This window comes from Microtetraspora glauca (assembly GCF_040656155.1).
GTDB lineage: Bacteria > Actinomycetota > Actinomycetes > Streptosporangiales > Streptosporangiaceae > Microtetraspora > Microtetraspora glauca.
The window spans coordinates 40,273-66,276 of sequence record NZ_JBFALK010000030.1 but is presented as its reverse complement, the minus strand read 5'-3'; the positions used below and the strand labels follow the sequence as shown (position 1 = coordinate 66,276).

Annotated in this window: 21 protein-coding genes; 10 read left to right on the top strand and 11 right to left on the bottom strand. The window is 70.5% G+C overall.

What is annotated here, in order from left to right; genetic code table 11:
* Positions 1 to 56 precede the first annotated feature (56 nt).
* The 8 genes from lon to AB0I59_RS37960 all read left to right on the top strand — a co-directional run bounded on the left by lon (position 57) and on the right by AB0I59_RS37960 (position 8,978).
* Positions 57 to 2,432: an endopeptidase La gene (gene lon, locus AB0I59_RS37995; protein ID WP_061260210.1), complete on the top strand. Its 2,376-nt coding sequence runs from the start codon at positions 57 to 59 to the stop codon at positions 2,430 to 2,432.
* Between the two features lie 314 nt (positions 2,433 to 2,746).
* Positions 2,747 to 2,872: a hypothetical protein gene (locus tag AB0I59_RS37990; RefSeq protein ID WP_358140998.1), complete on the top strand. Its 126-nt coding sequence runs from the start codon at positions 2,747 to 2,749 to the stop codon at positions 2,870 to 2,872.
* The gene (locus AB0I59_RS37985; protein WP_358140995.1) at positions 2,869 to 3,834 is read left to right on the top strand and encodes a methionine ABC transporter ATP-binding protein; all 966 of its coding nucleotides are present in this window, start codon (positions 2,869 to 2,871) and stop codon (positions 3,832 to 3,834) included. The genes AB0I59_RS37990 and AB0I59_RS37985 overlap by 4 nt, the downstream gene beginning before the upstream one ends.
* Positions 3,831 to 4,487 (top strand): methionine ABC transporter permease, encoded by a 657-nt coding sequence (locus AB0I59_RS37980; RefSeq protein ID WP_061260212.1) that lies wholly within the window; start codon positions 3,831 to 3,833, stop codon positions 4,485 to 4,487. The genes AB0I59_RS37985 and AB0I59_RS37980 overlap by 4 nt, the downstream gene beginning before the upstream one ends.
* 90 nt (positions 4,488 to 4,577) lie before the next feature.
* Positions 4,578 to 5,429: a MetQ/NlpA family ABC transporter substrate-binding protein gene (locus tag AB0I59_RS37975; protein ID WP_358140992.1), complete on the top strand. Its 852-nt coding sequence runs from the start codon at positions 4,578 to 4,580 to the stop codon at positions 5,427 to 5,429.
* A gap of 328 nt (positions 5,430 to 5,757) precedes the next feature.
* Positions 5,758 to 5,961: a hypothetical protein gene (locus AB0I59_RS37970; protein WP_061260214.1), complete on the top strand. Its 204-nt coding sequence runs from the start codon at positions 5,758 to 5,760 to the stop codon at positions 5,959 to 5,961.
* Between the two features lie 45 nt (positions 5,962 to 6,006).
* Positions 6,007 to 7,614, top strand: coding sequence for an acyl-CoA synthetase (locus tag AB0I59_RS37965; RefSeq protein WP_358140989.1), 1,608 nt, complete (start codon positions 6,007 to 6,009; stop codon positions 7,612 to 7,614).
* Positions 7,615 to 7,691: 77 nt separating this feature from the next.
* Complete coding sequence (locus AB0I59_RS37960) at positions 7,692 to 8,978, top strand: S1C family serine protease (RefSeq protein WP_358140986.1); 1,287 nt, start codon at positions 7,692 to 7,694, stop codon at positions 8,976 to 8,978.
* A gap of 121 nt (positions 8,979 to 9,099) precedes the next feature.
* Here the strand turns inward: AB0I59_RS37960 and cydC are convergent, their stop codons facing one another.
* The 4 genes from cydC to ctaD form a co-directional block, all read right to left on the bottom strand.
* Positions 9,100 to 10,833: a thiol reductant ABC exporter subunit CydC gene (gene cydC / locus AB0I59_RS37955; RefSeq protein WP_358140983.1), complete on the bottom strand. Its 1,734-nt coding sequence runs from the start codon at positions 10,831 to 10,833 to the stop codon at positions 9,100 to 9,102.
* Entirely contained in the window at positions 10,830 to 12,623 is a 1,794-nt protein-coding gene (gene cydD / locus AB0I59_RS37950) for a thiol reductant ABC exporter subunit CydD (protein WP_358140980.1), read from the bottom strand. Before cydD ends, cydC begins: the two co-directional genes overlap by 4 nt.
* A 246-nt stretch (positions 12,624 to 12,869) precedes the next feature.
* Entirely contained in the window at positions 12,870 to 14,429 is a 1,560-nt protein-coding gene (locus AB0I59_RS37945; protein ID WP_358140977.1) for a pentapeptide repeat-containing protein, read from the bottom strand.
* A 19-nt stretch (positions 14,430 to 14,448) separates the two neighbouring features.
* Entirely contained in the window at positions 14,449 to 16,134 is a 1,686-nt protein-coding gene (ctaD, locus tag AB0I59_RS37940) for an aa3-type cytochrome oxidase subunit I (RefSeq protein WP_061260220.1), read from the bottom strand.
* 121 nt (positions 16,135 to 16,255) lie between these two features.
* On the opposite strand from ctaD, the gene AB0I59_RS37935 reads away from it, so the two are divergent.
* On the top strand, positions 16,256 to 16,621 hold the full coding sequence (locus tag AB0I59_RS37935; RefSeq protein ID WP_061260221.1) for a thioredoxin family protein: 366 nt from the start codon (positions 16,256 to 16,258) through the stop codon (positions 16,619 to 16,621).
* A gap of 181 nt (positions 16,622 to 16,802) precedes the next feature.
* On the opposite strand, the gene AB0I59_RS37930 is transcribed toward AB0I59_RS37935, so the two are convergent.
* The 3 genes from AB0I59_RS37930 to AB0I59_RS37920 form a co-directional block, all read right to left on the bottom strand.
* Positions 16,803 to 18,140, bottom strand: coding sequence for a class II 3-deoxy-7-phosphoheptulonate synthase (locus tag AB0I59_RS37930; RefSeq protein ID WP_228643013.1), 1,338 nt, complete (start codon positions 18,138 to 18,140; stop codon positions 16,803 to 16,805).
* A gap of 394 nt (positions 18,141 to 18,534) precedes the next feature.
* Positions 18,535 to 19,557, bottom strand: a complete 1,023-nt coding sequence (locus AB0I59_RS37925; protein WP_358140973.1) for a phosphotransferase family protein — start codon at positions 19,555 to 19,557, stop codon at positions 18,535 to 18,537.
* Positions 19,558 to 19,577: 20 nt separating this feature from the next.
* The gene (locus AB0I59_RS37920; protein ID WP_358140970.1) at positions 19,578 to 20,456 is read right to left on the bottom strand and encodes an aldose 1-epimerase family protein; all 879 of its coding nucleotides are present in this window, start codon (positions 20,454 to 20,456) and stop codon (positions 19,578 to 19,580) included.
* A 189-nt stretch (positions 20,457 to 20,645) separates the two neighbouring features.
* On the opposite strand from AB0I59_RS37920, the gene AB0I59_RS37915 reads away from it, so the two are divergent.
* A complete protein-coding gene (locus AB0I59_RS37915) occupies positions 20,646 to 21,035 on the top strand; it encodes a VOC family protein (RefSeq protein WP_061260225.1) in 390 nt (129 codons plus the stop codon).
* A gap of 15 nt (positions 21,036 to 21,050) precedes the next feature.
* Here the strand turns inward: AB0I59_RS37915 and AB0I59_RS37910 are convergent, their stop codons facing one another.
* From AB0I59_RS37910 to AB0I59_RS37895, 4 genes are read right to left on the bottom strand one after another with little or no spacing between them, the layout of a single operon-like run.
* Positions 21,051 to 22,373, bottom strand: a complete 1,323-nt coding sequence (locus tag AB0I59_RS37910; protein ID WP_358140964.1) for a GH1 family beta-glucosidase — start codon at positions 22,371 to 22,373, stop codon at positions 21,051 to 21,053.
* A 16-nt stretch (positions 22,374 to 22,389) separates the two neighbouring features.
* Entirely contained in the window at positions 22,390 to 23,550 is a 1,161-nt protein-coding gene (locus AB0I59_RS37905; protein WP_358140961.1) for a 2-oxo acid dehydrogenase subunit E2, read from the bottom strand.
* Positions 23,547 to 24,524 carry an alpha-ketoacid dehydrogenase subunit beta gene (locus AB0I59_RS37900; protein WP_358140958.1) on the bottom strand — a complete coding sequence of 326 codons (978 nt, stop codon included), beginning with the start codon at positions 24,522 to 24,524 and terminating at the stop codon, positions 23,547 to 23,549. Before AB0I59_RS37900 ends, AB0I59_RS37905 begins: the two co-directional genes overlap by 4 nt.
* Positions 24,521 to 25,456 carry a thiamine pyrophosphate-dependent dehydrogenase E1 component subunit alpha gene (locus AB0I59_RS37895; RefSeq protein WP_358140955.1) on the bottom strand — a complete coding sequence of 312 codons (936 nt, stop codon included), beginning with the start codon at positions 25,454 to 25,456 and terminating at the stop codon, positions 24,521 to 24,523. The genes AB0I59_RS37900 and AB0I59_RS37895 overlap by 4 nt, the downstream gene beginning before the upstream one ends.
* Positions 25,457 to 26,004: the final 548 nt, after the last annotated feature.

Sequence of the window (26,004 nt, the reverse complement as noted above, 5' to 3'; positions counted from 1 at the left end):
ACAGGAAGGCTCTCGTTAGTTGAGTCGGCACAACTCAACCTTTTGGGAGCGACCAGATGACAGAGATCCTTCCCGTCCTTCCCCTCGACGACGAGGTCGTCCTGCCCGGCATGGTGGTCCCGCTCGACCTGTCGGACGCCGAGGTCCGCGCGGCCATCGACGCGGCACGGGCAGGGAGCGGCGAGAGCAAGGTGCTGCTGGTGCCGCGCGTCGACGGCCGGTACGGCGCGGTCGGCGTCACCGCCGTGGTCGAACAGGTCGGCCGGTTGCCCGGCGGCGAGCCCGCCGCCGTCGTGCGCGGCGTGAGCCGGATGCGCGTGGGCACCGGGACCACCGGCCCCGGCGCGGCGCTCTGGGTCGAGGCCACGGTGCTGGAGCCGGTCGCCGCCGGTCCCCTGGCCGACGAGCTGGCCAAGGAGTACAAGGCGCTCACCACCACGATCCTGCAGAAGCGCGGCGCCTGGCAGGTCGTCGACGCGGTCAACCAGATCGAGGACCCCTCCGTGCTCGCCGACAGCTCGGGATACGCCCCTTGGCTGACCACGCCGCAGAAGCTGCTCCTCCTGGAGAGCCCGGACCCGGTCGAGCGGCTGGAGAGGCTCGTCGGCTGGGCGCGCGACCACCTCGCCGAGATGGACGTCGCGGAGACCATCCGCAAGGACGTCCAGGAGGGCATGGAGAAGCAGCAGCGCGAGTTCCTGCTGCGCCAGCAACTCGCCGCCGTACGCAAGGAACTGGCCGAGCTGAACGGCGACCCCGCGGACGAGGAGGAGGACTACCGGGCCAGGATCGAGGCGGCAGATCTGCCGGAGAAGGTCCGCGAGGCCGCGCTGAAGGAGGTCGCCAAGCTCGAACGCACCTCCGACCAGTCGCCGGAGACCGGCTGGATCCGCACCTGGCTGGACACCGTCCTGGACATCCCGTGGAGCACCCACACCACGGACGCGTACGACATCGCGGGCGCGAGGGCGGTGCTCGACGCCGACCACACCGGGCTCGACGACGTGAAGGACCGCATCGTCGAGTACCTCGCGGTGCGCAAGCGCCGGGCCGACCAGGGCCTCGGCGTGGTCGGCGGCCGCCGCAGCGGCGCGGTGCTCGCGCTGGCCGGACCGCCCGGAGTGGGCAAGACCTCGCTCGGTGAGTCGGTCGCGCGGGCCATGGGCAGGAAGTTCGTCCGGGTCGCGCTCGGCGGTGTCCGGGACGAGGCGGAGATCCGCGGCCACCGGCGCACCTACGTCGGCGCGCTGCCCGGCCGGATCGTCCGCGCGATCCGCGAGGCCGGGTCGATGAACCCGGTCGTGTTGCTCGACGAGATCGACAAGGTGGGCTCCGACTACCGCGGCGACCCGACCGCGGCGCTGCTCGAGGTGCTCGACCCGGCGCAGAACCACACGTTCCGCGACCACTACCTCGAAGTCGAGCTGGATCTCAGCGACGTGCTCTTCCTCGCGACGGCCAACGTCCTGGAGCAGGTCCCCGGCCCGCTGCTGGACCGCATGGAGATCGTCACGCTCGACGGCTACACCGAGGACGAGAAGGTGGCGATCGCCCGGGACCACCTGCTGCCCCGCCAGCTGGAGAAGGCCGGGCTGACGCCGGACGACGTGGCGATCGACGACGACGCGCTGCGCGGGCTCGCGGGCGAGTACACGCGGGAGGCAGGCGTCCGGTCGCTCGAACGGTCGATCGCCCGCATCCTGCGCAAGGTCACGGCCACGGTGGCGCTCGGCGAGGCCGAGCTCCCGGTCGCGGTGTCCGGCGACGGCCTCGTGCCCTACCTCGGCCGGCCGCGGCACGTCCCCGAGTCGTCCCTCCCCGAGTCCCGGCAGCGTACGGCGGTGCCCGGCGTGGCGACCGGCCTCGCGGTCACCGGCGCGGGCGGCGACGTCCTGTACGTCGAGGCGTCGCTCGCCGACCCCGAGACCGGCTCGACCGGCGTGACGCTGACCGGCCAGCTCGGCGACGTGATGAAGGAGTCGGCCCAGATCGCGCTGTCCTACCTGCGCTCGCGCGGGGTGGAGCTGGAACTGCCGGTCGGGTCGCTCAAGGACCGGTCCGTGCACATCCACGTCCCGGCGGGCGCCGTGCCCAAGGACGGGCCCTCCGCGGGCGTCACGATGACGACCGCGCTGGCCTCGCTCCTGTCCGGCCGCCCGGTCAGGAACGACGTCGCGATGACCGGTGAGGTGTCGCTCACCGGCCGGGTGCTGCCGATCGGCGGGGTGAAGCAGAAGCTGCTCGCCGCCCATCGGGCCGGGATCACGACGGTCCTGATCCCGGCGCGCAACGAGCCCGACCTGGACGACGTGCCCGCGGACGTGCTGGCGGACCTCACCGTCCACGCGGTCGGCGACGTCCGCGAGGTGCTCGACCTCGCGCTCACGCCCGCCACGGCGACCCAGACGGTGGCCCGGAACGCCGCCGCCTGATCGGCCGCGATCCATCTCGTACGGCTCGCGCTCCGCTCCTGGGGGCGCGAGCCGTACGCGTGCGCGGACGGGAGGCGAGGGAGCGAGGCGAGAAGGCGGGGCCGGCTCACAGGAGGTAGGGTGTGGATGTGAGATAAACCACATTGATTGTCGGGAATTATTGGAATTCACCGCCCTGGTCCTCTGTTGGTGATGACCGTGAACGTGATGTGCGACGGAGCCATGGCCCTGCGGGAGCGGGGCGTCATGATGTGCGGCTGTCGCCCGGCCTGAGCCCCAATTCCTTGATCGTTTCTCGCTCCGAAGGCCTGTTCATGAATTCCCCCACGAACTTCCTCGTCCTGCGCCGTTTCAGCCACCTGCCGTTCCCTCCGGGGACCCGCCGGTCGTGCTCGTCCACCGTCGCCGGCGTCGTCATCGTTCCTGGGGAAGTCTCGTGATCAAAGTGTCCGGTCTGCGCAAGGTCTACGGCTCCGTCGTGGCCCTCGACGGCGTGGACCTCCACGTCCGCAAGGGTGAGATCTTCGGTGTGCTCGGGCAGAGCGGCGCCGGGAAGAGCACCCTGCTGCGCTGCGTCAACCTGCTCGAACGCCCGACGGCGGGGGCCGTCACCGTCGACGGGCGGGAGCTGACCGCCCTGGGCGAGGGGGAGCTGCGCCGGGCGCGGCAGGGCATCGGCATGATCCACCAACACTTCGCCCTGCTGTCCTCGCGCACCGTCGCCGGGAACGTGGCCTTTCCACTGGAGATCATGGGCATGCCCCGCGACCGGCGGGCCAAGCGGGTCGTAGAGCTGCTGGAACTGGTGGGCCTGACCGGAAAGGCGAAGGCGTACCCGGCGCAACTCTCCGGCGGCCAGAAGCAGCGCGTCGGCATCGCCCGTGCGCTCGCGGGCGAGCCGTCGGTGCTGCTGTCGGACGAGGCCACCTCGGCGCTCGACCCGGGGACCACGCAGTCGATCCTGGCCCTGCTCAAGCGGCTCAACCGCGAGCTCGGGCTGACGATCCTGCTGATCACGCACGAGATGGACGTGATCAAGGCGGTCTGCGACTCCGCGGCCATCATGAGCGACGGCCGGATCGAGGAGGCGGGGCCGATCCCCGAGCTCCTGGCCAGGCCGGGGTCCCGGCTCACCCAGGAGCTGTTCCCGCTGCCGCCCGCGGAGCCGGGCAGCGTGACGATCACCTTCACCGGCACCTACACCGGCCGCGCCGACGAACCGGTCGTCTCCCAGGTCGTACGGAAGTTCGACGTGGACGTGAACATCCTCGGCGGCGCGCTGGAGGACGTCGCGGGCGTCTCGGCCGGACGGCTCCGCGTACGGCTGACCGGTGAGGAGTCCGGCGCGGCGCTCGGCTACCTGCGCGACCGCGGTCTGCTCGTGGAGGTGGCTTCCCGATGACCTGGTCGGACATGAGCCCCCTTCTGTGGGAGGCCACGGGGCAGACCGCGCGGATGGTCGTCTGGTCCACGCTGTTCACCGTCCTGTTCGGGCTGCCCCTCGGCGTCGCGCTGGTCGGCACCGACAGGGGCGGGCTGTTCCCCGCTCCGGTCGCCCGCCGGATCCTCGGCCTGGTGGTCAACGTCGGCCGTTCGCTGCCGTTCATCGTGCTGATGATCGCCGTCATCCCGGTGACCCGGTTGATCACCGGCACCACCATCGGCACCGGCGCGGCGGCGGTCCCGCTCACGATCGGCGCCGTGCCGTTCTTCGCGCGACTGGTGGAGACCGCCCTGCGCGAGGTCGGCAGGGACGTCGTCCAGGCCGCGCAGGCCATGGGCGCGAGCCGGGTCACGATCGTGGGCAAGGTCCTGCTGCCCGAGGCGCTGCCGGGCCTGATCGCCGCGCTCACGGTCACCGTCGTCACGCTCATCTCGTACTCGGCGATGGCGGGTGTGATCGGTGGAGGCGGCCTGGGCGACCTCGCGGTCCGCTACGGATACCAGCGGTTCGAGACCGCTCTCATGATCGTCACGGTCGTGGTGCTGATCGTCCTCGTGCAGGCGGTTCAGAGCCTCGGCGACGCCGTCAGCCGTCGGCTCACCCACCGCTGACTTCACGCCCTTTCCCCTTCCCGCCGCCCGGCTCGACGGGGCGGTCCCGTTTCGTCACCCAGATTTCGTCACACAAGGAGTGGTCACACCATGCGCAAGATGTTCGGGCTCCTGCTCGCCGTCGGGCTGTCGCTCGGCCTGGCGGCCTGCGGCTCGTCCTCGTCCTCGTCCTCGTCCTCGGCCGACACGGCGTCGGCCTCGGGCACGGCCGCCGCGAGCGAGCCGCTCAAGATCGGCGTGAGCCCGGTGCCGCACGCGGAGATCGTGAAGTACGTCGCGGACAACCTGGCCTCCGCCGCCGGGCTGAAGCTGGAGATCGTGGAGTTCAGCGACTACGTGCAGCCGAACCTGCAGCTCCAGGACGGCCAGCTCGGGGCCAACTACTTCCAGCACAAGCCGTACCTCGACGACTTCAACGCGTCCAAGGGCACCAAGCTGAGCTACGTCACCTCCGTGCACCTGGAGCCGCTCGGCCTCTACTCCAAGAAGGTCAAGGACGTGGCGTCGCTCGGGCAGGGCGCGACCGTCGCGGTGCCGAACGACGCGACCAACCTCGGCCGGGCGCTCAAGCTGCTGGCCGACAACGGCGTGATCACGCTGAAGGACGGCGTCGGCACCGCCGCGACCGAGCGTGACGTCACCGGCAACCCCAAGGCGATCAAGTTCCAGCCGCTCGAGGCCGCCCAGCTGCCCCGGTCGCTTGAGGACGTCGACGCCGCGGTCATCAACGGCAACTACGCCATGGAGGCGAGCCTGAACCCCGAGAGCGACGCGCTGGTCCTGGAGAAGGCCGAGGGCAACCCGTACGCGAACGGCCTGGTGGTGGCCGAGGGCCAGGAGAGCGACCCGCGGATCGTCACGCTGTCGAAGCTGCTGACCAGTCCCGAGGTGAAGCAGTTCATCGAGCAGAAGTACAAGGGCGCGGTCATCCCCGCCTTCTGATCCCGGCTGATATCTCGGACATAAATGGGCGAATCATTCGGTTGCTTGACTGAATGATTCGCCCATGGTGTCAGCGGACGACGTACGACTACTACGACGTCCTGGGTGAAGTCGGCCGTCAACGTTGGGGCCCGCACGGGGACACACTGCCGTGGGTGCGGTTCGTCCTGCGCTGCCACCATATGCAGGCGCAACGCGTCCAGCGGCGGCTGGCGGAGGCCGGGGAGGTCTGGATGCTCCTTGAGGAGCGGGCCGACGCGGAGAACCTGCACCCTCGCTGCGTCTCGGCCCTTTACCGGGCTTCGTCTCCCGGCGGCTGCGCAGGAGCATGTACCAGTCCGACGAGTCCCTCAGCCAGGGTCAGGCGGCACGCGACCTTCGCGATCTCGTGTCCCGCGACTGGCTGCGGCCGTACGGCGAGACCAAGGGGCGGTTCTACGCGCCGGGGCCGAAGATGCTGGCGATCAGGGAGGATTTCGCCGGCCGGGCCACGCCCCTGCGCGATCCTTATGCGGGTTTCGCGATGAAGTGAGCGGACACTTCCCAGGCTCGATCGTGCAGATTAATGTTCGGTTCTATGCACCCGGGAGCCGTCGCCGCCCTCACCCCCGACAAGCCCGCTGTCATCGTCGTGAGCCCCGAAGCCGGTACGAGCTCACAACCCGCCGGAACCGCCGAGTCCGGACCGGCCACCACCCGCGTGGTCACCTATCGAGAGCTGGACGAGCAGTCCAACCGCCTCGCGCATCTCTTCCGCGCGGCGGGTCTGCGGCCGGGCGACCAGATCGCCTTCATGCTGGAGAACCATCCGCTGTTCCTGGTGGTGGCCTGGGCCGCGCACCGGTCCGGCCTGTACTACACCGCGATCAGTTCCCGGCTGGGGAGCGACGAAGTCGCCTACATCGTGGACAACTGCGACGCCAGGGTCTTCATCTCGTCGGCGCGGCTGGCGGAGGTGGCGACCTCTGTCACGGAGGCCACGCCCAAGGTCGAGATCCGGCTCATGATGGACGGCGTGGCCCCCGGATTCACCTCGTACGAGGAGGCCGTCGCGAGCCGGCCCCCCACCCCGATCGAGGACGAGTGCCAGGGCTCGGACATGCTGTACTCCTCCGGAACGACCGGGCGGCCCAAGGGGGTCAAGCCCGTCCTGACCAAGGCGCCGCTCGACACTCCCGGTCCGCTGCTCCAACTGATCCAGTTCCTGTTCGCTCCCGGCCCGGACAGCGTGTACCTCTCGCCCGCGCCGCTCTATCACGCCGCTCCGCTGCGGTACTGCATGTCCTTCCTGCGCCTCGGGGCGACCGTGGTCGTGATGGAGCGGTTCGATCCCGAGCAGGCCCTGCGGCTCATCGAGGAGTACGGCGTCACGCACGCGCAGTGGGTGCCGACCATGTTCATCAAGATGCTGCGCCTGCCCCCCGAGGTGCGCGGGCGCTACGACATCTCCTCGCTGACCTGCGCGATCCACGCCGCCGCTCCGTGCCCGATCCCGGTCAAGGAGCAGATGATCGAGTGGTGGGGACCGATCGTCCACGAGTACTACGCGGGCACCGAGGGCAACTGCTTCCTCTACGCCGGCTCCGAGGACTGGCTCACGCACAAGGGGACGGTCGGGCGGCCGCTGCTGGGGGTCGCGCACGTCTGCGACGAGGACGGGAACGAACTGCCCGCGGGCAGGCACGGCACGATCTACTTCTCCGACGGCCCGCGGTTCGAGTACCACGGCGACCCCGGCAAGACGCGCTCGGTGCAGGATCCGCAGGGCAGGGGCTGGACCACGCTGGGCGACATCGGCTACCTGGACGAGGAGGGCTTCCTCTACCTCACCGACCGCCGGTCGTACATGATCATCTCCGGCGGCGTGAACATCTATCCGCAGGAAGCGGAGAACGTCCTCGCGCTGCACCCGAAGGTCGCCGACGTGGCGGTCTTCGGCGTGCCGGATCCGCTGATGGGAGAGGCGGTCAAGGCCGTCGTCGAGGCGGCCGACCCCGCGGACGCGGGACCGGCGCTGGAGGCCGAACTGATCGAGTACTGCCGATCGCGGCTCGCGCACTACAAGTGCCCGAAGTCCGTCGACTTCAGGGACGAGCTTCCCCGCCACCCCACGGGCAAGCTCTACAAGCGGTTGCTGCGGGACGAGTACTGGAAGTCCGGGAACGTGGCTGATCGCTTAGCGTGACCTTACAGGGCGTTTGGCATCGTGGACGTGTACCGGCGGGAGAGCCGGAAGACGCAGCGGCCACGAGGGGGAAGACGATGAGCTCCGAGGAGCGGACGCCCGAGAACGAGAACACGACGGGCCACGGATGGAGCCAGTTCGGCAGCACCCCGCCCCAGCACGGGCAGTACGGGGCCTACGGCCAGTACCCCCCGCCGCAGCAGGGTGACACGGCGGCGTTCGCCGCGTCCCCGTTCCAGCAGCCCGTGAAGCGGGCGTGGAGCGGTGGGCAGAAGGCGGTGGCCGGGCTCGCCCTCGCCGCGGTGGCACTGGGCGGCGGGGTCGCGGGGGCCTTCGTCGCGAACAGCTTCGACAACGGCGGGACGGTCATCTCCTCGCCGGTGCTCCCCGTGTCCAACAGCTCGGGGAACACCATCGTGGCGGTGGCCAAGGCCATCCAGCCGTCGGTGGTGTCGGTCAAGGTCAAGACGCGGACCGGCGGCGGTGAGGGGTCGGGGGTCATCCTCTCGGCCGACGGGCTGATCCTCACCAACAACCACGTCGTCTCGGAGGCCGGACAGGACGCGTCGGTCACCGTGAAGTTCAGCGACGGCAAGACCGCGTCGGCCACGGTCAAGGGCACCGACCCGGCGACCGACCTCGCGGTCATCCAGGTCCACGACGTCTCGGGTCTCACCCCCGCCAGCCTCGGCGACAGCGACAAGCTCCAGGTCGGCGACTCCGTGCTCGCGATCGGCAGCCCGCTGGGCCTGGAGGGCTCGGTGACATCCGGCATCGTGAGCGCGCTGGACCGCACGCTCACCGAAAGCAGTCAGGACCAGCAGCAGCAGCCCTTCCCCTGGGGGCAGGAGCAACAGCAGCAGCCGGCCCAGCAGGTCACCATCGGCGGCATGATCCAGACCGACGCGGCGATCAACCCCGGCAACTCCGGCGGCGCGTTGGTCAACGCGGCGGGCCAGGTGATCGGCATCAACACCGCCATCGCCACCTCGGGCTCCAGTGTCGGCAACATCGGCGTGGGCTTCGCCATCCCGATCAACACCGCCAAGATGGTCTCCGAGCAGCTCATCAAGACCGGCAAAGCGACGCACGCCTTCCTCGGTGTGAGCGTCGCGGACGCGACCGGCGACACGCCCGGTGCGGTCATCGCCTCGATCACCAAGGGCAGCCCCGCGGACAAGGCCGGCCTCAAGGAGGCGGACCTCATCACCAAGATCGACGACACGGTCGTCGGCGACGCGGAGACGCTGGTGGGCGTCATCCGCCGGCACCAGCCCGGCGACAAGATCGCCGTGACCTACACCCGCAACGGCCGGCCCTCGACGGCCACCATCGCCCTGACCGAGAACAGCAGCACGAGCTGACACCCCCCCGCCGTCCCCGCCCGGGGACGGCATCCGTACAGGGCGCCCCCGCACGGGGCGCCCGTACTGGTGTCCGGACGGGTGGTGCCCTCAGGCGAGGGCCAGAGGATGCGGGGGCAGATCAGCGGGACGAGGCCCGAGACGACGCGGTCAGGGTCTCCGACTCCCACAGATCCCGGTAGTACCCGGGGGCCGAGACCAGCTCCGCGTGCGTGCCGCGCTGCGCCACCCGGCCGTCCTCCAGGACCACGATCTCGTCCACCTGCTCCAGGCCGCGCAGGCGGTGGGTGACGAGCAGGGTCGTCCGGCCCCGCGTCGCGTCGAGCAGGTCGGCGGTCAGCGCGTCGGCCGTCTCCTCGTCCAGTGCCTCGGCCGGCTCGTCGAGCAGCAGTACGGCCGGATCGAAGAGCAGGGCCCGCGCGAGCGCCAGGCGCTGGAGCTGGCCGCCCGAGACCGTGCGGCCGTCCTCGCCGAGCACCGTGTCCCACCCCGTCCGGTCCGCCCACGTGTCCAGCCGGGCCCGCCGTACTGCCTGGGTGAGCTCGCCGTCCGACGCCTCCGGACCGGCCAGCCGCAGGTTGTCGCGGAACGACGCCTGGAACACGTACGGATCCTGGGTCAGCCCGGTCATCGCCGCCCGGACGTCGTCCGAGGCGTAGGAGCGGATGTCGACCCCATTGATCGTGATATGTCCTGACTCGATGTCCACGGTCCGCATCAGCGCGGACAGCAGCGTGCTCTTCCCCGCGCCGCTCGGCCCGACGATGGCCACCCTACGGCCCGGCGTGAGGGTCAGCCTGACCCCGTCGAGCGCCGGCTCGCGGTCGCCGTGCCGGACGACCAGGTCCTCCACCTCGACGGTCACCGGGGCCTCGGGCGGGGGCGCGGGGCTGGCCGGCTCGGCCACCACGACCGGGGTCGCCTGGATCTCCGCCAGCCTGCGCAGCGCGGCGCCGACCCCCGCGAAGCGCTCCCCGGCCGCGGCGAGCGGCAGCACCGGTTCGAAGGAGACCAGCGCGGTCAGCGCGAGCACGGCGGTCGCCACCTGGCCGAGCCCGGCGGCCTGCGCGATCAGCACCACCGCCGCCACTGTCGATCCCTGGATGAGGACCCCGAGCCCGAGGGCCGCGGCGTTGATCCTCGCCTGGCCCCGCTCCAGCGCGGAGAGACGGCCCTCCGCCGCCATACCGTCCGAAAGTGCCTGTCCCTTCGCGTCGTACGCGGCGAGATCCGCCGCGCCGTGGACCAGGTCGGCCACCCGGGCGGCCAGCTCGGCCCGCGCGGGAGCGATCCTGGCCGACCAGCGGCGGGCGGCGGCGGCCGTACCGGCCGGGAGCAGCACGCCGGCGAGCAGCAGCCCGAGGGCGAGCACCAGCGCGCCCACGGGCAGCAGGAACGCCCCGATGACGATGGCCGCGACCCCGGTGAGCAGAGCGGCGACGGCGGGAAGCAGGCAGCGGACCAGCAGATCCTGGACCGCCTCGGTGTCGTCCACCATCCGGCTGAGCAGGTCGGCGCCCCGCTGGCGGAGCGGCCCTGCGGGGATGAGCGACTCGTACAGCCGCTCGCGGGTGCTCGCCTGCGCCCGCAGCGCCACGTCGTGCCCGGTGAGCCGCTCCGCGTACCGCAACACGCCCTTGCCGGTCGCGAACGCGCGCACTCCGACGATCGCGACCGACAACGCGGCCAGCGGCGGCTGCTCGGCGGCCCGCGTGATCAGCCACGCCGCCGACGCGATCAGCGCGACCCCGGCGAGGTCGGCGGCGGAACCCGCGAGGGCGGCGACGACCAGCCTGCGGGCCATCCCCGGGGCGAGGATCGTCCTGCGGAGCCCGGCTCCATGGGGGGCGCTCATCGGGCATCGCCTCTCTCCGCCGCGAGGGCGTCGGCTTCGCGATCATGTCCGCTGTCGTGCCCGTTACCCCGCCCGTGGTCCTGGGGGCGGTCCGGGACGATCCGGCCCCCGCCGATGCGGACGACCCGGTCGGCCAGGCCGATCATCGCGGGCCGGTGCGCCACCACGATGGCGGTACGGCCCTCGGCCAGCGTGCGGGTGGACTCGACCACAGCGGCCTCGCTGCGGCCGTCCAGGCGGGCGGTGGGCTCGTCGAGCAGCAGGACCTCAGCGGAGGGGCGGCAGAACGCGCGGGCCAGCGCGACCCGCTGGCGCTGTCCCGCCGACAGGTTCACGCCGCGCTCGCCGAGCACCGTCTCGTAGCCATCCGGCAGCGCCTCCACGAACCCGGCCGCCTGCGCCGCGGCGGCGGCCGTACGGATCAGGTCGGGCGAGGCGGAGCCGCCGAGCCCGATGTTGTCCGCGACGGACATGGCGAACAGGTGGGGCCGCTGAGGCACGAAGGCCAGCCTGCGTCGCCATTCGTCCAGGTCGAGGGTGGCGAGGTCTACCCCGTCGACCAGCACCCGGCCCTCGGATGGTGTGACGAATCCGAGGAGCAGGTGCAGCAGCGTGCTCTTCCCGCCGCCGCTCTCCCCGACCAGCGCGACCCGCTCGCCGGGCGCGACGACGAGCGACACGTCGTCGAGCGCGGGCTGGTCGCGGCCGGGATAGCGGACCGTGACGTGCTCCAGCCTGATCTCCGGCGCGCGGGACGCTGAGGGGGTGTGCACACTGTGGTCCGGCACCGGAGAGACACCCGGCCGGGTGGCCGGTGTCCGGTCGGTGGCCGCCTGGTCGGGCTGTTTCTCTTCAGGCTGTTTCTCGTCGGGCGGGGCGAGGAGGGCGAACGCCTCGTCCGCGGCGGCCACGCCCTCGACCGACGCGTGGAACTTGGTGCCCATGGCACGCAGCGGCAGGTACGCCTCCGGAGCGAGCAGGAGGACGAGCAGGGCAGTGTCGAGGTCGAGGGAGCCGGACAGCAACCGGAGGCCGACGGGGACCGCCACCAGGGCCAGCGAGAGCGACGCCACGAGTTCCAGCACGAGCGACGACAGGAAGGCCACCCGGAGCGTCCGCATGGTCGCGGCCCGATGCGCGGCGGCCACGTCGCGGATGACCGAGGACTGGTACCGCGCCCGGCCGAAGGCCCGCAGCGTCGGCAGACCGCGTACGACGTCGAGGAAGTGGCCGCCGAGCCGGGAGAGGGCCCGCCACTGCCGCTCGGTCACCGTCTTGGTGGTCCATCCCACCAGCGCCCCGAAGACCGGGATGAGCGGCAGCGTGAACAGGACGATCAGGCCGGTGGCGAGATCGGCGACGAAGAGCCGGGCCAGAACCGCGACCGGGACGACGGTCGCGACCGCGACGGCGGGCAGGTATCCCGCCAGGTAGGGGTCGAGCGCGTCGAGTCCACGGCCGACGAGGGTGACCAGCTCACCGGAACGCGGGCCCGTGAACACGGTCTCCTGGAAACGCTTCATCAGGCGGGCGCGCAGGACCGACTTGACTCCGGTGGCCGTACGGCCGGCCGAGACGCCCTGGATCCAGCCGAGCAGCCCCCGGAAGAGCACGACCACGACCAGGGGGAGGAGAACCGCCACGGCGAACCGGCCGGACAGTACACCCGCGAGCAGCTCGGCCTGTACGAGCACGAGCAGGCCGGCGAAGACCGCGGCGGCCAGGCAGACGGCCAGATGGCGCCGGACGGCCGGTTCCGCGCGGGCGAGCCGCAGGAGATCCTTGTGCATATATCCCTCAGTATTCCCGAACTCCCGCAGTGCCCCCGACGTGCGCATTGTCGTCGGGCTGACGACACCGCAGGCGATCTCGAGGTCACGAGACCACCTTGGCATCCGGCAGGGCCGGTGCCGGGTTCGGGGCGGGTGTTGGGCGGGCCGGGACGACCCTCGGCCGGTCAGCGGGCGAGCACCAGGGGCGGCACCCGCGTGGGGTCGTCGGCCGGCGCGCTCGACGTCCTCCGCGGATCAGGCGGATCAGGCGGGGGAGCGGCCGGGACGCCCGTCGTCCTCGTCTCGGCGTACGGGCCCCCGCAGCGGGCTCGCGCGCACACCGGCCCGAGCGGTGACACCGGTACGGCCGCCGCGCGTCGCGGGGAAGCCGTGGCGGGTGCCGGGGGACGGCTCCTGCGCGGGAACGCTGGTCCCCGGTCCTGGCGGGCGGCGCGCGGCATGCTGGGGGGCGGAGGAGGACCACAGGAAGCCTCCGGCGGCGACGGCGGCGACGAGAACGAACCAGGCCAGCGCCCGGCCCGTTCGCAGTCCGTAACCGGACACCAGCCAGTACGCGCCCAGCGCCATCCGGGTGGCCGGGCGGGCGGCGGTGATCCGCCGCATCTCCATCGCGCCGAAGGCGAAGTCGGTCGCGGTGCGGTCGTCGTCGACCCTGAGCCCGGCGTACAGATGTTTCAGACGTCCGGGATCGACGGCGCGCCGCGTCGGGCCGAACCGCAGCGTGTGCTCGTCGGCGAGGAGTTGCCGCCTGCTCCACCACCGCACGGGCGGCCAGCTCAGCCGGAGCTGGACCCCGCGCGGGGTGGTGGCGAACACGCAGCCGGTCAGCCGCAACCGCCCGGGGTCGGGCACACCCGCCAGATGGCATCCGGCCAGATCCACGCCCGTCAGGGAGAGCCGGTCGACGTCGAGCCGCTCCAGGGAGAGGACCCGGACCCGTCCGGCGCGGCGGACCACGCTCGCCTGGCCGCGGGAGACGAGCCCGCGCAGGTCCACGTCGGCGTCGTCCAGCCGCAGCACCAGGCGCCCCGTGACCTGGGCGTTGCGCAGGTCGATCAGGCACCCGGACGCGTCGATCTCCAGCTTGCCGTCCGTACGCGCCCCGGCGAGCACAAGGCGCCCGGCGACCGACGAGGGGGACAGGAAGGCGCCGCCGGCGAACCGGGCGCCCTCGAACGCGGCCGCGCCGTCGAAGGCCGACCTGGACAGGGAGACGGCCTTTCGGAATCTGGCGCCACGAAACCGGGCCTCACCGTGGAACCGGGTGCCGTCGAACGAGGTGAACCCGGTGAAATCGGCCTGGTCGAAGGAGGCGGACGACAGGCACGCGTCGCCGAAGAGCGCGTCGCTGCCCACCCTCACCCGGTCGAAGGACGCGTGGCCGTGGACGCGGGCGCCGTGCATCGACAACTCGCGGGCGAACGCGGTCTCCGCGAAGGAGACGTTGCCGGTGAACCTGGACCCGAAGAACGACGCGAGGCCGTCGAAGCGGGCGCGGGCGAACGACGCGTCGCCGAGGAACTCCACCCCGGCGAAACGGGCGGGAGAGGTGAAGCGCGCCAGGTCGAACCGGGCCCGGCCGAGAGATCGGCAGGTCGCGGCGAGCACGAGGTCGAGCAGTTCCGCGCCGACCAGGGTGCCGCGCAGGTCGACGCCCTGCCCGGGAGAGAGGGCCCGAAGGCGCGAATCCAACTCGTCGGGGCCCAGGTGGGCCAGGCAGCGTCCGTACGGCTGATGGGCGGCGCCGGCACATCCGTCGTGGGCGCACGTGATCCAGCCGACGTCGAGGAAGCTCGGGGGCATGGAGGAGTCATACCCACATTCACGGGCGTCCGGGATCGATGACGTCCCGCTTGCCGCGGTCCAGGTGCTCCGTGCCGGGAACCCGCGGATAGCGCAGGTCGAAGACGGGACGCTCGGACCTGATCGGCGGGATGGTGAGGAAGTTGTGACGTGGCGGCGGGCATGACGTGGCCCATTCCAGGGAGTTGCCGAACCCCCATGGGTCGTCCACCCGCACCCGTCTCCCGTGCCGTGCCGTACGCCAGACGTTGTAGAGGAACGGCAGGGTCGAGATGCCCAGGAGGAACGCCCCGCAACTGGAGACGACGTTCAGCGTGGTGAAGCCGTCGGACGCGGCGTAGTCGGCGTAGCGGCGTGGGAAGCCGTCCACGCCGAGCCAGTGCTGGACGAGGAACGTCATCTGGAAGCCGACGAACAGGCTCCAGAAGTGGATCTTTCCGAGCCGGTCGTCCAGCATCTTCCCGGTGAGCTTGGGCCACCAGAAGTAGAAACCGGCGAACATCGCGAAGACCACGGTCCCGAAGACCGTGTAATGGAAGTGGGCCACGACGAAGTAGGTGTCGGTGACGTGGAAGTCCAGCGGCGGTGAGGCGAGGATGACGCCGGTGAGGCCGCCCAGCAGGAACGTCACCAGGAAGCCGACGCAGAAGAGCATCGGCGTCTCGAAGCTCAGGTGGCCGCGCCACATCGTGCCGGTCCAGTTGAAGAACTTGATCCCGGTCGGCACCGCGATCAGGAAGCTCATCAACGAGAAGAACGGCAGAAGCACCTGCCCGGTGGCGAACATGTGGTGCGCCCACACTGTCATGGACAGCAGCGTGATCGAGATCGTCGCGCCCACCATGCCGACGTAGCCGAACAGCGGCTTACGGCTGAACACCGGGATGACCTCGGTGATGATCCCGAAGAACGGCAAGGCGATGATGTAGACCTCGGGATGCCCGAAGAACCAGAACAGGTGCTGCCAGAGGATCGCTCCGCCGGTCTCCGGATGGAAGACGCGGCTGCCCATCTTCCGGTCGATCTCCAAGACGATCAGGGCCGCCGCCAGCACCGGGAACGCCAGGAGCGCCATGACCGAGGTCAGCAGGATGTTCCACGTGAAGATCGGCATCCGGAACATCACCATGCCGGGCGCGCGCAGCCCGATGATCGTGGTGACGAAGTTGACCGCGCCGAGGATCGTCCCGAGACCGGACAGGGCGAGGCCCATGATCCACAGATCGACGCCGTGGGACGGGCTGAACTGGATGAGCGACAGCGGGGCGTAGCCGGTCCATCCGTACGCCGCGGCGCCCCCCGCGGTTCCGAAACCGGCCAGCACCATGATCCCGCCGAACAGGAACAACCAGTACGCCACGGCGTTCAGGCGGGGAAATGCGACGTCCGGCGCCCCGATCTGCAGCGGCATGATCGCGTTGGCGAAACCGGCGAACAACGGTGTCGCGAAGAGCAGCAGCATGATCGTGCCGTGCATGGTGAAGAACTCGTTGTACTGCTGGTTGGTCACGAACTGCAGTCCGGGTGCCGCCAGCTCCGCCCGGATGATCATCGCGAACAGGCCGCCGATCAGGAAGAAGCAGAAAGACGTGATGAGGTAGAGATGCCCGATCACCTTGTGGTCGGTGGTGGCCAGCCAGGAGATGAGCCGGGCCCCGGTCCGGATCCGCTCCTTGGGCGCCGGGCGCGAGGCTTGCGTGGTCATGGCGTCTCCTGTCCCCGAAAAGGAGGCTTCCAGCCGTCATGTACCCGTCCGGCCACGGATGGAATGCTGGGCAGTGGGCAAGGGGTTATGCCCGCTGAGACGCAGACGAAAGGAGTCGCCGATGGCGACCATCGAGGTAACCGAGAAGAACTTCAACGAGATCGCCGACAAGGGCATCGTGCTGCTGGACTTCTGGGCGTCGTGGTGCGGCCCCTGCCGTACGTTCGCCCCGATCTTCGAGAAGGCGTCCGAGCAGCACGACGACATCACGTTCGGCAAGATTGACACGGAGGCTCAGCCCGGTCTGTCCGAGGGGTTCGACATCACGGCGATTCCCACGATCATGGCGATCAGGGACGGCATCGTGGTGTTCGCCCAGCCCGGCGCCCTGCCCGCTCCGGCGCTCGACGACCTGATCAAGCAGCTTCGGGGGCTCGACATGGACGCCATCCGCGCCGAGATCGAAGCGGAGATGAAGCAGAAGTAGGCGCGTCCCGGGCCGCCGACGCGGCCGGGCTCTTCGAACGGCAGGCCTGCCCTGGCCGGCCTGCCACGGCTGATCGCACGGCCCCGCCGAGGGCCGCCGGTTCATGAGTGTGCGCTCGGAACCGGCGGCTCAGTGTCGACCGTTTTCAGCCGCGCGCCCGCCGTTCAGGACCGCCCGCGGTTCAGGACTGCGAGCGGTACAGCTCCGCGACGCGGAAGGCCAGGTCGAGCGACTGGCTGCGGTTGAGGCGCGGGTCGCAGGCGGTCTCGTACCGCAGCGACAGATCCTCTTCCACGATCGGGTGCCCGCCGCCCACGCACTCGGTCACGTCGTCACCCGTGAACTCGATGTGGATGCCGCCCGGGTGCGTGCCCAGCGCGCGGTGCACCTCGAAGAATCCGGCCACCTCGTCGAGCACGTCGTCCAGGTGGCGGGTCTTGTGGCCGCTCGGCGCCTCGAAGGTGTTGCCGTGCATCGGGTCGCAGATCCACGCCACTGTGGCACCGCTCGCGGTGACCTTCTCCACGAGAGTCGGCAGGGCCTCGCGGACCTTGCCCGCGCCCATCCGGCTGATGAAGGTGAGCCGCCCGGGCTCGTTGTCCGGGTTGAGCTTCTCGACCAGCGTGAGCGCCTCCTCGGGCGTCGTCGTCGGCCCGAGCTTCACCCCGATCGGGTTCTGGATGCGGCTGAAGAACTCCACGTGGGCTCCGTCGAGCTGCCGGGTGCGCTCGCCGATCCAGACCATGTGCGCCGACACGTCGTACGGCAGGCCGGTCCGGGAGTCGACCCTGGTGAGCGCGCGGTCGTAGTCGAGGATCAGCGCCTCGTGCGAGGAGTAGAAGTCGACCGTGTGGAACTCGTCGGGCTCCGGGCCGCAGGCCCGCATGAACGCGAGGGCCTGGTCGATCTCACGGGCGAGCTGCTCGTAGCGCCGTCCGGCAGGGGACTCGGCCACGAAGTCCTGGTTCCAGGCGTGCACCTGGCGCAGGTCGGCGTAGCCGCCCTTGGCGAACGCGCGGGCGAGGTTCAGCGTGACGGCCGAGGAGTGGTAGGCGCGCAGCAGGCGGCCCGGATCCGGCGTGCGGGCCTCGGCGGTGAAGTCGAAGCCGTTGACCATGTCGCCCCGATAGGCGGGCAGCTCCAGACCGTCGCGGATCTCCGTGTTCTTGGAGCGCGGCTTGGCGAACTGCCCCGCCAGGCGGCCGATCTTGACGACCGGGATCTTGGCGGCGTACGTGAGCACGATCGCCATCTGCAGCAGCGTCTTGAGCTTGTTCCGTACGTTGTCGGCGGTGGCGCCGGAGAAGGTCTCCGCGCAGTCGCCGCCCTGCAGCACGAAGGCCTCACCGCGGGCCACGGCCGCGAGGCTCGCCTTCAGCTGGTCGCACTCTCCGGCGAACACCAGCGGCGGCAGCCCCTGAAGCTCGGACACGACCTTGTCGAGTTCGCCGCGGTCGGGCCAGTCCGGCTGCTGGGCCGCGGGCAGGTCACGCCAGGAATCGAGATTGATTGCGCTCACGACATACCAGGCTATTGCACACGGTCAGTGAAGACGGACGTCATGTCCACGTAGTGAGATCACGTTGATGACGTCGAGGGGCATTCGCCGGTGGTTTCGCCGCGATATCGATTCGAGATCTCCTCCGGAGTCTCCTGTGGGGTGTTCTGAAGCGTCTGATGTGGAAACGGCGTATGTGGGTAATGAGGGCGAAATGAACGTACTCGTGACCATGAACGCCGGAAGTCCCGGCCAGCTCCGCGACCCGCGTGCCCCGGCCGCGCACCCGGCCCGGCGTCGTGAACTCTCCGGAGACCCGATCAGCCGGGAGGAATCGCGACAGTACGTGCCCGATCTGGAGTATCGGCCGCCATGCGCACGCTGAGACAGGCGTTTCGCATGGCGGCGGAGAACGTCAACGCAGGACGTTCAGGGCGCGGGTGAGGGAGTCCGCCGTGCGCGTGCGGAGAGGCGCGTAGGACTCCTCCGGATACTGGCGGGGGCCGTTCTCCACCAGCATGATCAGGTAGAGGTAGGTCCGGTAGAGGGCGTCGCGGATCCGCGCCTCCGGGCCGGTCGCCAGGGTGCCTCCGGCCTCCCGGTAGCCGGCGAGCAGCGGGTCGTCGTCCCGCAGTTCCGCGAAGATCGTCGGTGTGACGAAGTCGGCGAGGGGATCGCCCCAGAAGGCCCGCTCGTGGTCGATGAGCGCCTGGATCCGCGGCCTGCCCCCCGCGCCACCGTCGTCGCCACCATCGTCGCCACCGTCCACGCCGGACAGGAACACGTTGCCCGGCCAGATGTCGAAGTGGACGAGCGCGGGCCGGGTCACCTGGTCCAGCGCGTACGCGTTGGAGTGGACGAGGCCGGCGATCTCCAGGAGCGAGGCCGGCAGCGGCGTCGCGTACCGTACGGCGTCATCGAGGATCGCCCCCACCATGACGAGGAACGCCTCCCGCCAGCTCGGCCCCGTCAGGCCCGCGTACGGATAGCCGAAGACGCCGTCGCCCGGGATCGTATGCAGCAGGGCGAGGTGGTGGCCGAGCTCGAACCTGAGGGTGTTCTCGTGGTCGGGGCCGAGCGTCGCCCGGTTCCACGGCACGCCGTCGAGAGCCGACAGGATCAGGTAGTCGCCGCCGACGAGGGGATCGTCGTAGCCCGCGTACAGCAGGTCCGGGAGGGGCACGCCGGAGCCGGAGGCCAGGTGGTACACCATGGCCTCGGTCCGCAGCAGATCACGCTCGTAGGTCAGGAGCTCAAGGTCGGGGGGAGGGCCGACCTTGAGTACCACCTGGCGCCCGTCCTCCAGGCCGAGGCGCCACACGGCGTTGGCGAACCCGTCCGGGAGCTCCTGCGCCGACACGATCCCCGTGCCGAGCGCGTCGAGGACCAGGGCGTCGAGCTGGGCGGGGGACAGCCGCCGCTTCGTCTTGCTATCCATTTGTGTTTCCCGCTGTCAGGTCAGAAGGCCGTTATCGTCCACCTGGCCTCGTGCGTGTCCCCCGGCTTGAGCACGACGAGGTCGGTGCCCGAGTTGAAAGCGTCCGGCGGGCAGGTCATCGGCTCCACGGCCACGCCCCGGTGGCCGAGTCCGGTGCCCGTGCAGACCTGCGCCCAGGGCATCACCGCGGGATCCCAGGAGATCTCCACCCCGCCCTCCGGCCCGCGCAGCCGGACCCGGCCCGCGGTCAGGCCGGTGAAGGCGTGGTCGATCGCGGTGGCGCCGAGCGCGCGCGGCTGCCGGAAGTCGTACGGCGTGCCCGAGACGTCCTCCAGGGCACGCGGGCGGAGCAACTCGTCCGTCGTCAGCACCTGCCCGGCGGGGAGGTCGAGTTCGTACGCCTCGACGTCCGGACCGGCGAGCAGCCACGGGTGCGGGCCGCAGCCGTACGGCGCGGCGTTCGTGCCGACGTTCTCCGCGGTGACCGTGGTGACCAGGCCGCTCGCCGACACGTCGTGGCGCACCTGGAGAGCCAGGCGGAACGGGTAACCGGACGTCGGCTCGATGGTGTGCGTGAGCCGGACGAAGCCGTGGTCGTCCTCGGCGGCGAACAGCTCGGCCACGGTCCACGGCACGTCGGCGACGAAACCGTGCAGGGCGTTCCCCCGGTCGGGCTCGTTGACCGGGAGCTCGTGGTGCTCGCCCTCGAAGTCGTACGCCGCGCCCGCGACGCGGTTGGGCCAGGGGGCGAGCAGGGTGCCGCTGTAGTAGGGGATCGGCCCATCCTCAGGCCAGCTCGTCACCAGGTCGCGGCCGTCGTGCCGGAGAACCCGCAGGGCGGCGCCCCGAGGGCTGATCTCGGCCTGGTAGCCGCCACCGAGGATTTCGTACTGGGCCACGGGGGATGTCCTTTCGCCAGGGAACGGTCATATCAGCGTAAGCGAGCCCAATCATCACGTATGGCCGGTGATACGCCGGAGTGGTGGGAGCGCTCCCATAGCGGGTAAGATTAAGCTGCTTTTGGCGGTAGAGTCAACTAACTAATCTCGCCTCACCGACGAAATCGCCGCACCGACGAAGGAGAATCGTTGATCGGTCACCTGCAGTGCGTTGTGCTGGACTGCCCCGAGCCTCTCGCGCTCGCCGGCTTCTATCGTTCGCTGCTCGGCGGCGAGGTGAACCGGCCCGATCCCCGCTGGGTGCTCGACGATGACTGGGCGACGCTGCACACCGGCTCCGGAATGGTTCTCGCGTTTCAGCGCGTGCCCGAGTACCGGCCGCCGCGCTGGCCGGACCCGGCCTTTCCCCAGCAGTTCCACCTGGACATCGATGTCGCGGACGTCGACCGAGCGCACGAGCAGGTCGTCGCGCTCGGCGCCGCGTCGCTGGACCCGGGCGACCTGGACCCGGGCGAGACCTTGGACTGGCGAGTCTATGCCGACCCGGCCGGCCACCCCTTCTGCCTCGTCCGAGGCTGACCGGGTGGCCCGGGGTCAGCGCACCTCGCCGGACTTGATGACGTCCCGGTACCAGAGGGCGCTGTCCTTGGGAGTGCGCTTCTGGGTCTCGTAGTCGACGTGCACGATGCCGAAGCGCTGGCTGTAGCCCTCGGCCCACTCGTAGTTGTCCAGCAGCGACCACACGTGGTACGCCTCGACGCGGGCGCCTGCCGCCATCGCACGGTGCATCGCGGTCAGGTGGTCGCGCAGATAGCCGATCCGCTCCGTGTCGCGTACCCGCCCGTCGGGGCCGGGGGCGTCCACGGTGGCCAGGCCATTCTCGGTGATCACCAGCGGCACGCCGCCGTAGTCCCTCTTGAGGCGGACCAGGATGTCGTGGAAGCCTTCGGGATAGATCTCCAGCCACTCCGCCTGCGCCCTCGGGTGCGTGAAGACCCGCTCGCCCTCGCCGTTCACGAAGATCGGCGTGTAGTACTGCACGCCCAGCAGGTCGATCGGCTCGCTGATCGTGGCGAGGTCGCCCTCCTGGATGTGGTCGCGCATCGGGCCGCGCTCCGCGATCCACGCCATGGTGTCCTCGGGGTAGTGCCCCTTGAAGATCGGGTCGAGGTACAGGCGGTTCTCCAGGCCGTCCCGGTGGCGCGCGGCGGCGAGCGCCTCCGGGCTCTCATCGGCCGGATAGGACGGGTGCAGGTTCAGCGCCGGGCCGATGCGCCGCCCGGGGTGCCCGGCGTGCAGGCGCCGCGAGGCGAGCCCGTGCCCCAGCAGCAGGTGGTGCAGCGCGACGAACGCCCGCGCGTCGTCCTTCACCCCGGGAGCATGGATGCCCTCCCGGTAACCGCAGTCCACGACGGTCTTCGGCTCGTTGATCGTCACCCAGTCCCTGACGTGCAGGGCGCCGAACACGATCTCGGCGTAGTCGGCGAACCGCTCCGCCGTGTCCCTGTTCTCCCAGCCGCCCCGGTCCTGGAGTTCCTGAGGGAGGTCCCAGTGGAACAGCGTGGCCATCGGCCGGATGCCGCGCTCCACCAGCCCCTCGACCAGCCGCCGGTAGAAGTCCAGGCCCTTCTGGTTGGGCACGCCGGAGCCGGACGGCTGGATCCGGGGCCAGGCGATCGAGAACCGGTAGCTCTGCAGGCCGAGCTCCGACATGAGGTCGAGGTCCTCGGCGTAACGGTGGTAATGGTCGGCTCCCGGCTCCCCGGTGTCGCCGTCACGCACGTTCCCCGGGACGGCGCTGAAGGTGTCCCACACGGACACGCCGCGGCCGTCCTCGGTGGTCGCGCCCTCGATCTGGTACGCGGCGGTGGCGGCGCCCCAGACGAAGTCCGATGGAAATCTCGCCGGTGAATTCATCAGGCTGGTCCAATTCTCACGTATTGAAATGTCCGGGGTTTTCCAGTGCTATCCGGAGTGCGCCGAGAAATTCCGCCGCTTCCCGTCCGTTGATGAAACGATGGTCGTAGGAAAGTCCCAATCCGCAGATTTTCCGTACGGCGAAGCCGTCGCCTTCCTGGACCACCTCGGGACGCGGCGCGGTCAGCGCCAGCGCGCACGTCTGGCCGGGGAAGACGATGGGCGCCGCCATGACGATGCCGTCGTACGTGTGCAGGGTGAGCGTGATCGCGCCGCCCCGGAGGTCGCGCTCCCGGAAGCTCCCTTCGAGCGCCGTACGGCGGAAGCCGGTCAGGTCCCGCGCGATCTCGGCGACGGAGCGGCCGGCCGCGTCCCGGACGACCGGGATGAACAGCCCCTTGCCCACGTCGACCGTCACGCCGACGTCCGCGCCGGCCGCACGCCGGGCACGCAGACCGTGCGGGCCGGGGGCCGGCGACGCGAAGAAGAGCGGGAAGACGTCGAGGAGCCCGCCCACGGCCTTGACGACCAGTTCGGGCACCCCGACGAGGACCCGGTGCCGCCGGGTCAGGTCACGGGTGACCGGCAGCGCGTCGGTCACGTCGACGTTCATGAGGGTGAACGCCGACGGGATCTCCCGGCGTGACCGCTCGACGACCTCCGCCGTCCGCCGCTGCGCCCGGGACAGCGCGATCAGCTCGCCCGTGTCGTGCTCATCCCGTACATCCGGCGGCTGCTCGCCCGTCGCCCCGCCGACCGGGCCGGCGACGAGCCCTTCCAGGTCCGCGCGCCTGACGACCTTCCTGCCGAGCGCGCGGATCCGATCCGGTGAGATGCCCAGCTCGTCGATCAGCCTCCGCGCGGGCGCGGTGATGACGATGTCGTCCCCGCCCGTGCCCGCGGGAGGATCACCGCCGGGCGGTTCGTCGCCGGGCGGTTCGTCGCCGGGCGCGAACAGCCGGGCGATGGTCTGACCGGGGGCGCACTCGGCTCCCTCCCGGACGAGCCGCCGCAGCACGCCCGCCTCCTCGGCCGCCAGTTCCTCGACCGTCTTGGAGGTCTCCACCGTGACGAGAGGGTCCCCGGCCCGTACGGCGTCGCCGTCCTTGGCCAGCCACTCCACGAGGACGTACGCCGCATCGTTGTTGTTGAGCTTCGGCACCCGGAAATCGCTCATGAGAGGGCCTCGCGTACGGCGGTCTGGATGTGGCCGGCCTGCACCAGCACGTCACGTTCGAGATGAGGAGCGGCGGGGATGACGCTGTCCGCCGAGTTGACCAGGGTGATCGGGCGGCGCAGCCCGGACCACAGCCGCGGGTAGAGCACACGCGCGACCTCGGCGCCCCACGTGCCGCCCTCGGTGCCGTCGTCGATCACGCAGACGTGCCGCGCCTCCTCCAGGTCGGGGAGGTGCGGAACCGGGTAGAGCTGGGCGGGGACCAGCAGCTCGCAGACCAGCTCGTCCTCCAGGAGCAGCGCCCGCATGGCGTCCAGCGTCCGGTGGACCAGCCCGCCGTGCGTGATGAGTGTGCAGTCGGGCTCCGCCGTACCGTCGAGGAAGACCCGTGCGGTGTCGCCGGCGAGCTCGAACCTGAACAGGTCGTCCAGGCGGTACATGTGCCGGGTGTAGAGCACCTTGTCCTCGAAGAACAGGCACGGCCGGTCCAGGGAGAACATCCGGGCGAACAGCTCGGCCGCGTCGTGGAACGGGGTCATCTCGAACAGCGAGAGGCCGGGCACCCCGATGAAGTGCTTCTGCAGGCTCTGGCTGTGCGTCGGGCCGTAGCCACGGTTGCCGCCGGTCGGGCAGCGCACGATGAGCGGCACGGGCACGGGCCTGCCGTACATGGTGGTGGACTTGGCGGCGAAGTTCGTGATCTGGTCGAACGCCAGCGCCACGAAGTCGGAGAACATGATCTCGACGATGGCCTTGTCCCCGGCGAGCGCCAGTCCGGCGCCGACGCCCGCGATGGCGCCCTCACTCAGCGGCGTGGACCTGACGCGGGAGCCGAACCGGCTGGACAGCCCCCGGGTGACCTTGAACGCCCCGCCGTACGGGTCGGAGATGTCCTCACCGAGCAGGTGCACGGCCGGATCGAACTCCATGAGGTCGTGCAGGGCCTGGTTGAGGTGCTCGGAGACCCGCGTCACGGCCGCTCCTGGAACGCGGGCGGAGGGACCACGAGGGGACGGGCGGTGACCTCGGCGGTGACCTGTCGCACCAGCGCGAGTTGCTCCCGGTCGATCCGGCCGAACCGCTCGGGGTCGGCCTCGGCGTAGCGGGCGTACCAGTCGGACTCGCGTGCCCGCTGGATCTCCGCCGGTGAGCGGGTGTCGTCGCCCTTGCTGTGCGGGCCGATCCGGTGCGTGACGAACTCGACGACCAGCGGCGACGGCTCGGCCCGCACGGCGTGGACCAGCGGGGCGAGGCCGGCCCGGATCTCCTCGACGTCGGCGGAGGTGACCCGGTGATGGCGCACGCCGAACGCGGCCGCCCGGGCGCCGATCGTCCCGGCGAGCTGCGCGGACGTCGGAGTGGACTGGGCGATGCCGTTGTGCTCGACCACGACGAGGAGGGGGAGGCGCCACAGCAGGGCCATGTTCAGCGCCTCGTAGACGGCGCCCTCCCCCCACGTGCCGTCGCCGATGTAGGCGCAGGCGAGCGCTCCGGAGCCGGCGAGCTTCAGCGCCACGCCGGTCGCCACGGGCAGGCTCTCGCCCTGGACCCCGGTGGACAGGAACCGCCGGTGGTAGAGGTGCTGGCTGCCGCCGATCCCGCCGCACACCGCGCCCTCACGTCCCATGATCTCCGCGAGCAGCCCGTACGGCTCCGCGTGACGGGCGAGGAAGTGCCCGTGTCCCCGGTGGTTGCTGAACACGAAGTCGTCGTCCCGGAGCAGCGGCGTCAGCGCGACGGGGATGTACTCCTGCCCCAGACACGTGTGCGTCGTCCCGCTGACCGCTCCCTGCTCGAAAAGCCGGAGCAGCGCCAGCTCGAAGTGCCGGATGAGCAGCAGCGACCGGAGGTCCTGATCCGAGGGGGGTGGCCGCAGGCTCGGAGGCGGTGCAGCGGTGACGATCACGGGTGGTGCGCTCCTGGGCGTCGGCGATCGAAGACGCGCTCAACCACGGCACGGCCGTTCACGGCCACACGTGTTCCTTGGGAGCGCTCCCACCGGAGCGTAGATTCGAGAGGGATCGCTGTCAATCCCCGAAGTGATGAGGTGGGCTCGCTGTTTCACCTGCCCATTCCGTGAACTGCGGAAATATCACCACTTTTAGGCTTTATTCGGTAATAACGGACTGAAACATCCATGACACTTGACGAACCAAAGGCGTAATCTCTAGCCTCCACTGCCGTGGGAGCGTTCCCACTCACATTGCCGACGTCCGGGTCCCACAGCGCGAGCGGCAGCGACCCTCCGTGCCGCGGCGATCGACTCGGTGTCGTCGGTACGGCACAGCACCGCACCACCGCACACAGCACCCGCACGCAGCACTGCCTCGAACGTCTGCCGTCAACGTCGCCGTCAGCATCGTCGCCAGCATCAGTCCATCTGATCAACCGTACTGATCACCGCACCGTTCAGAACGTCGTCAGCGCGTCGTCACCACGCGGCGCCGTCACGCA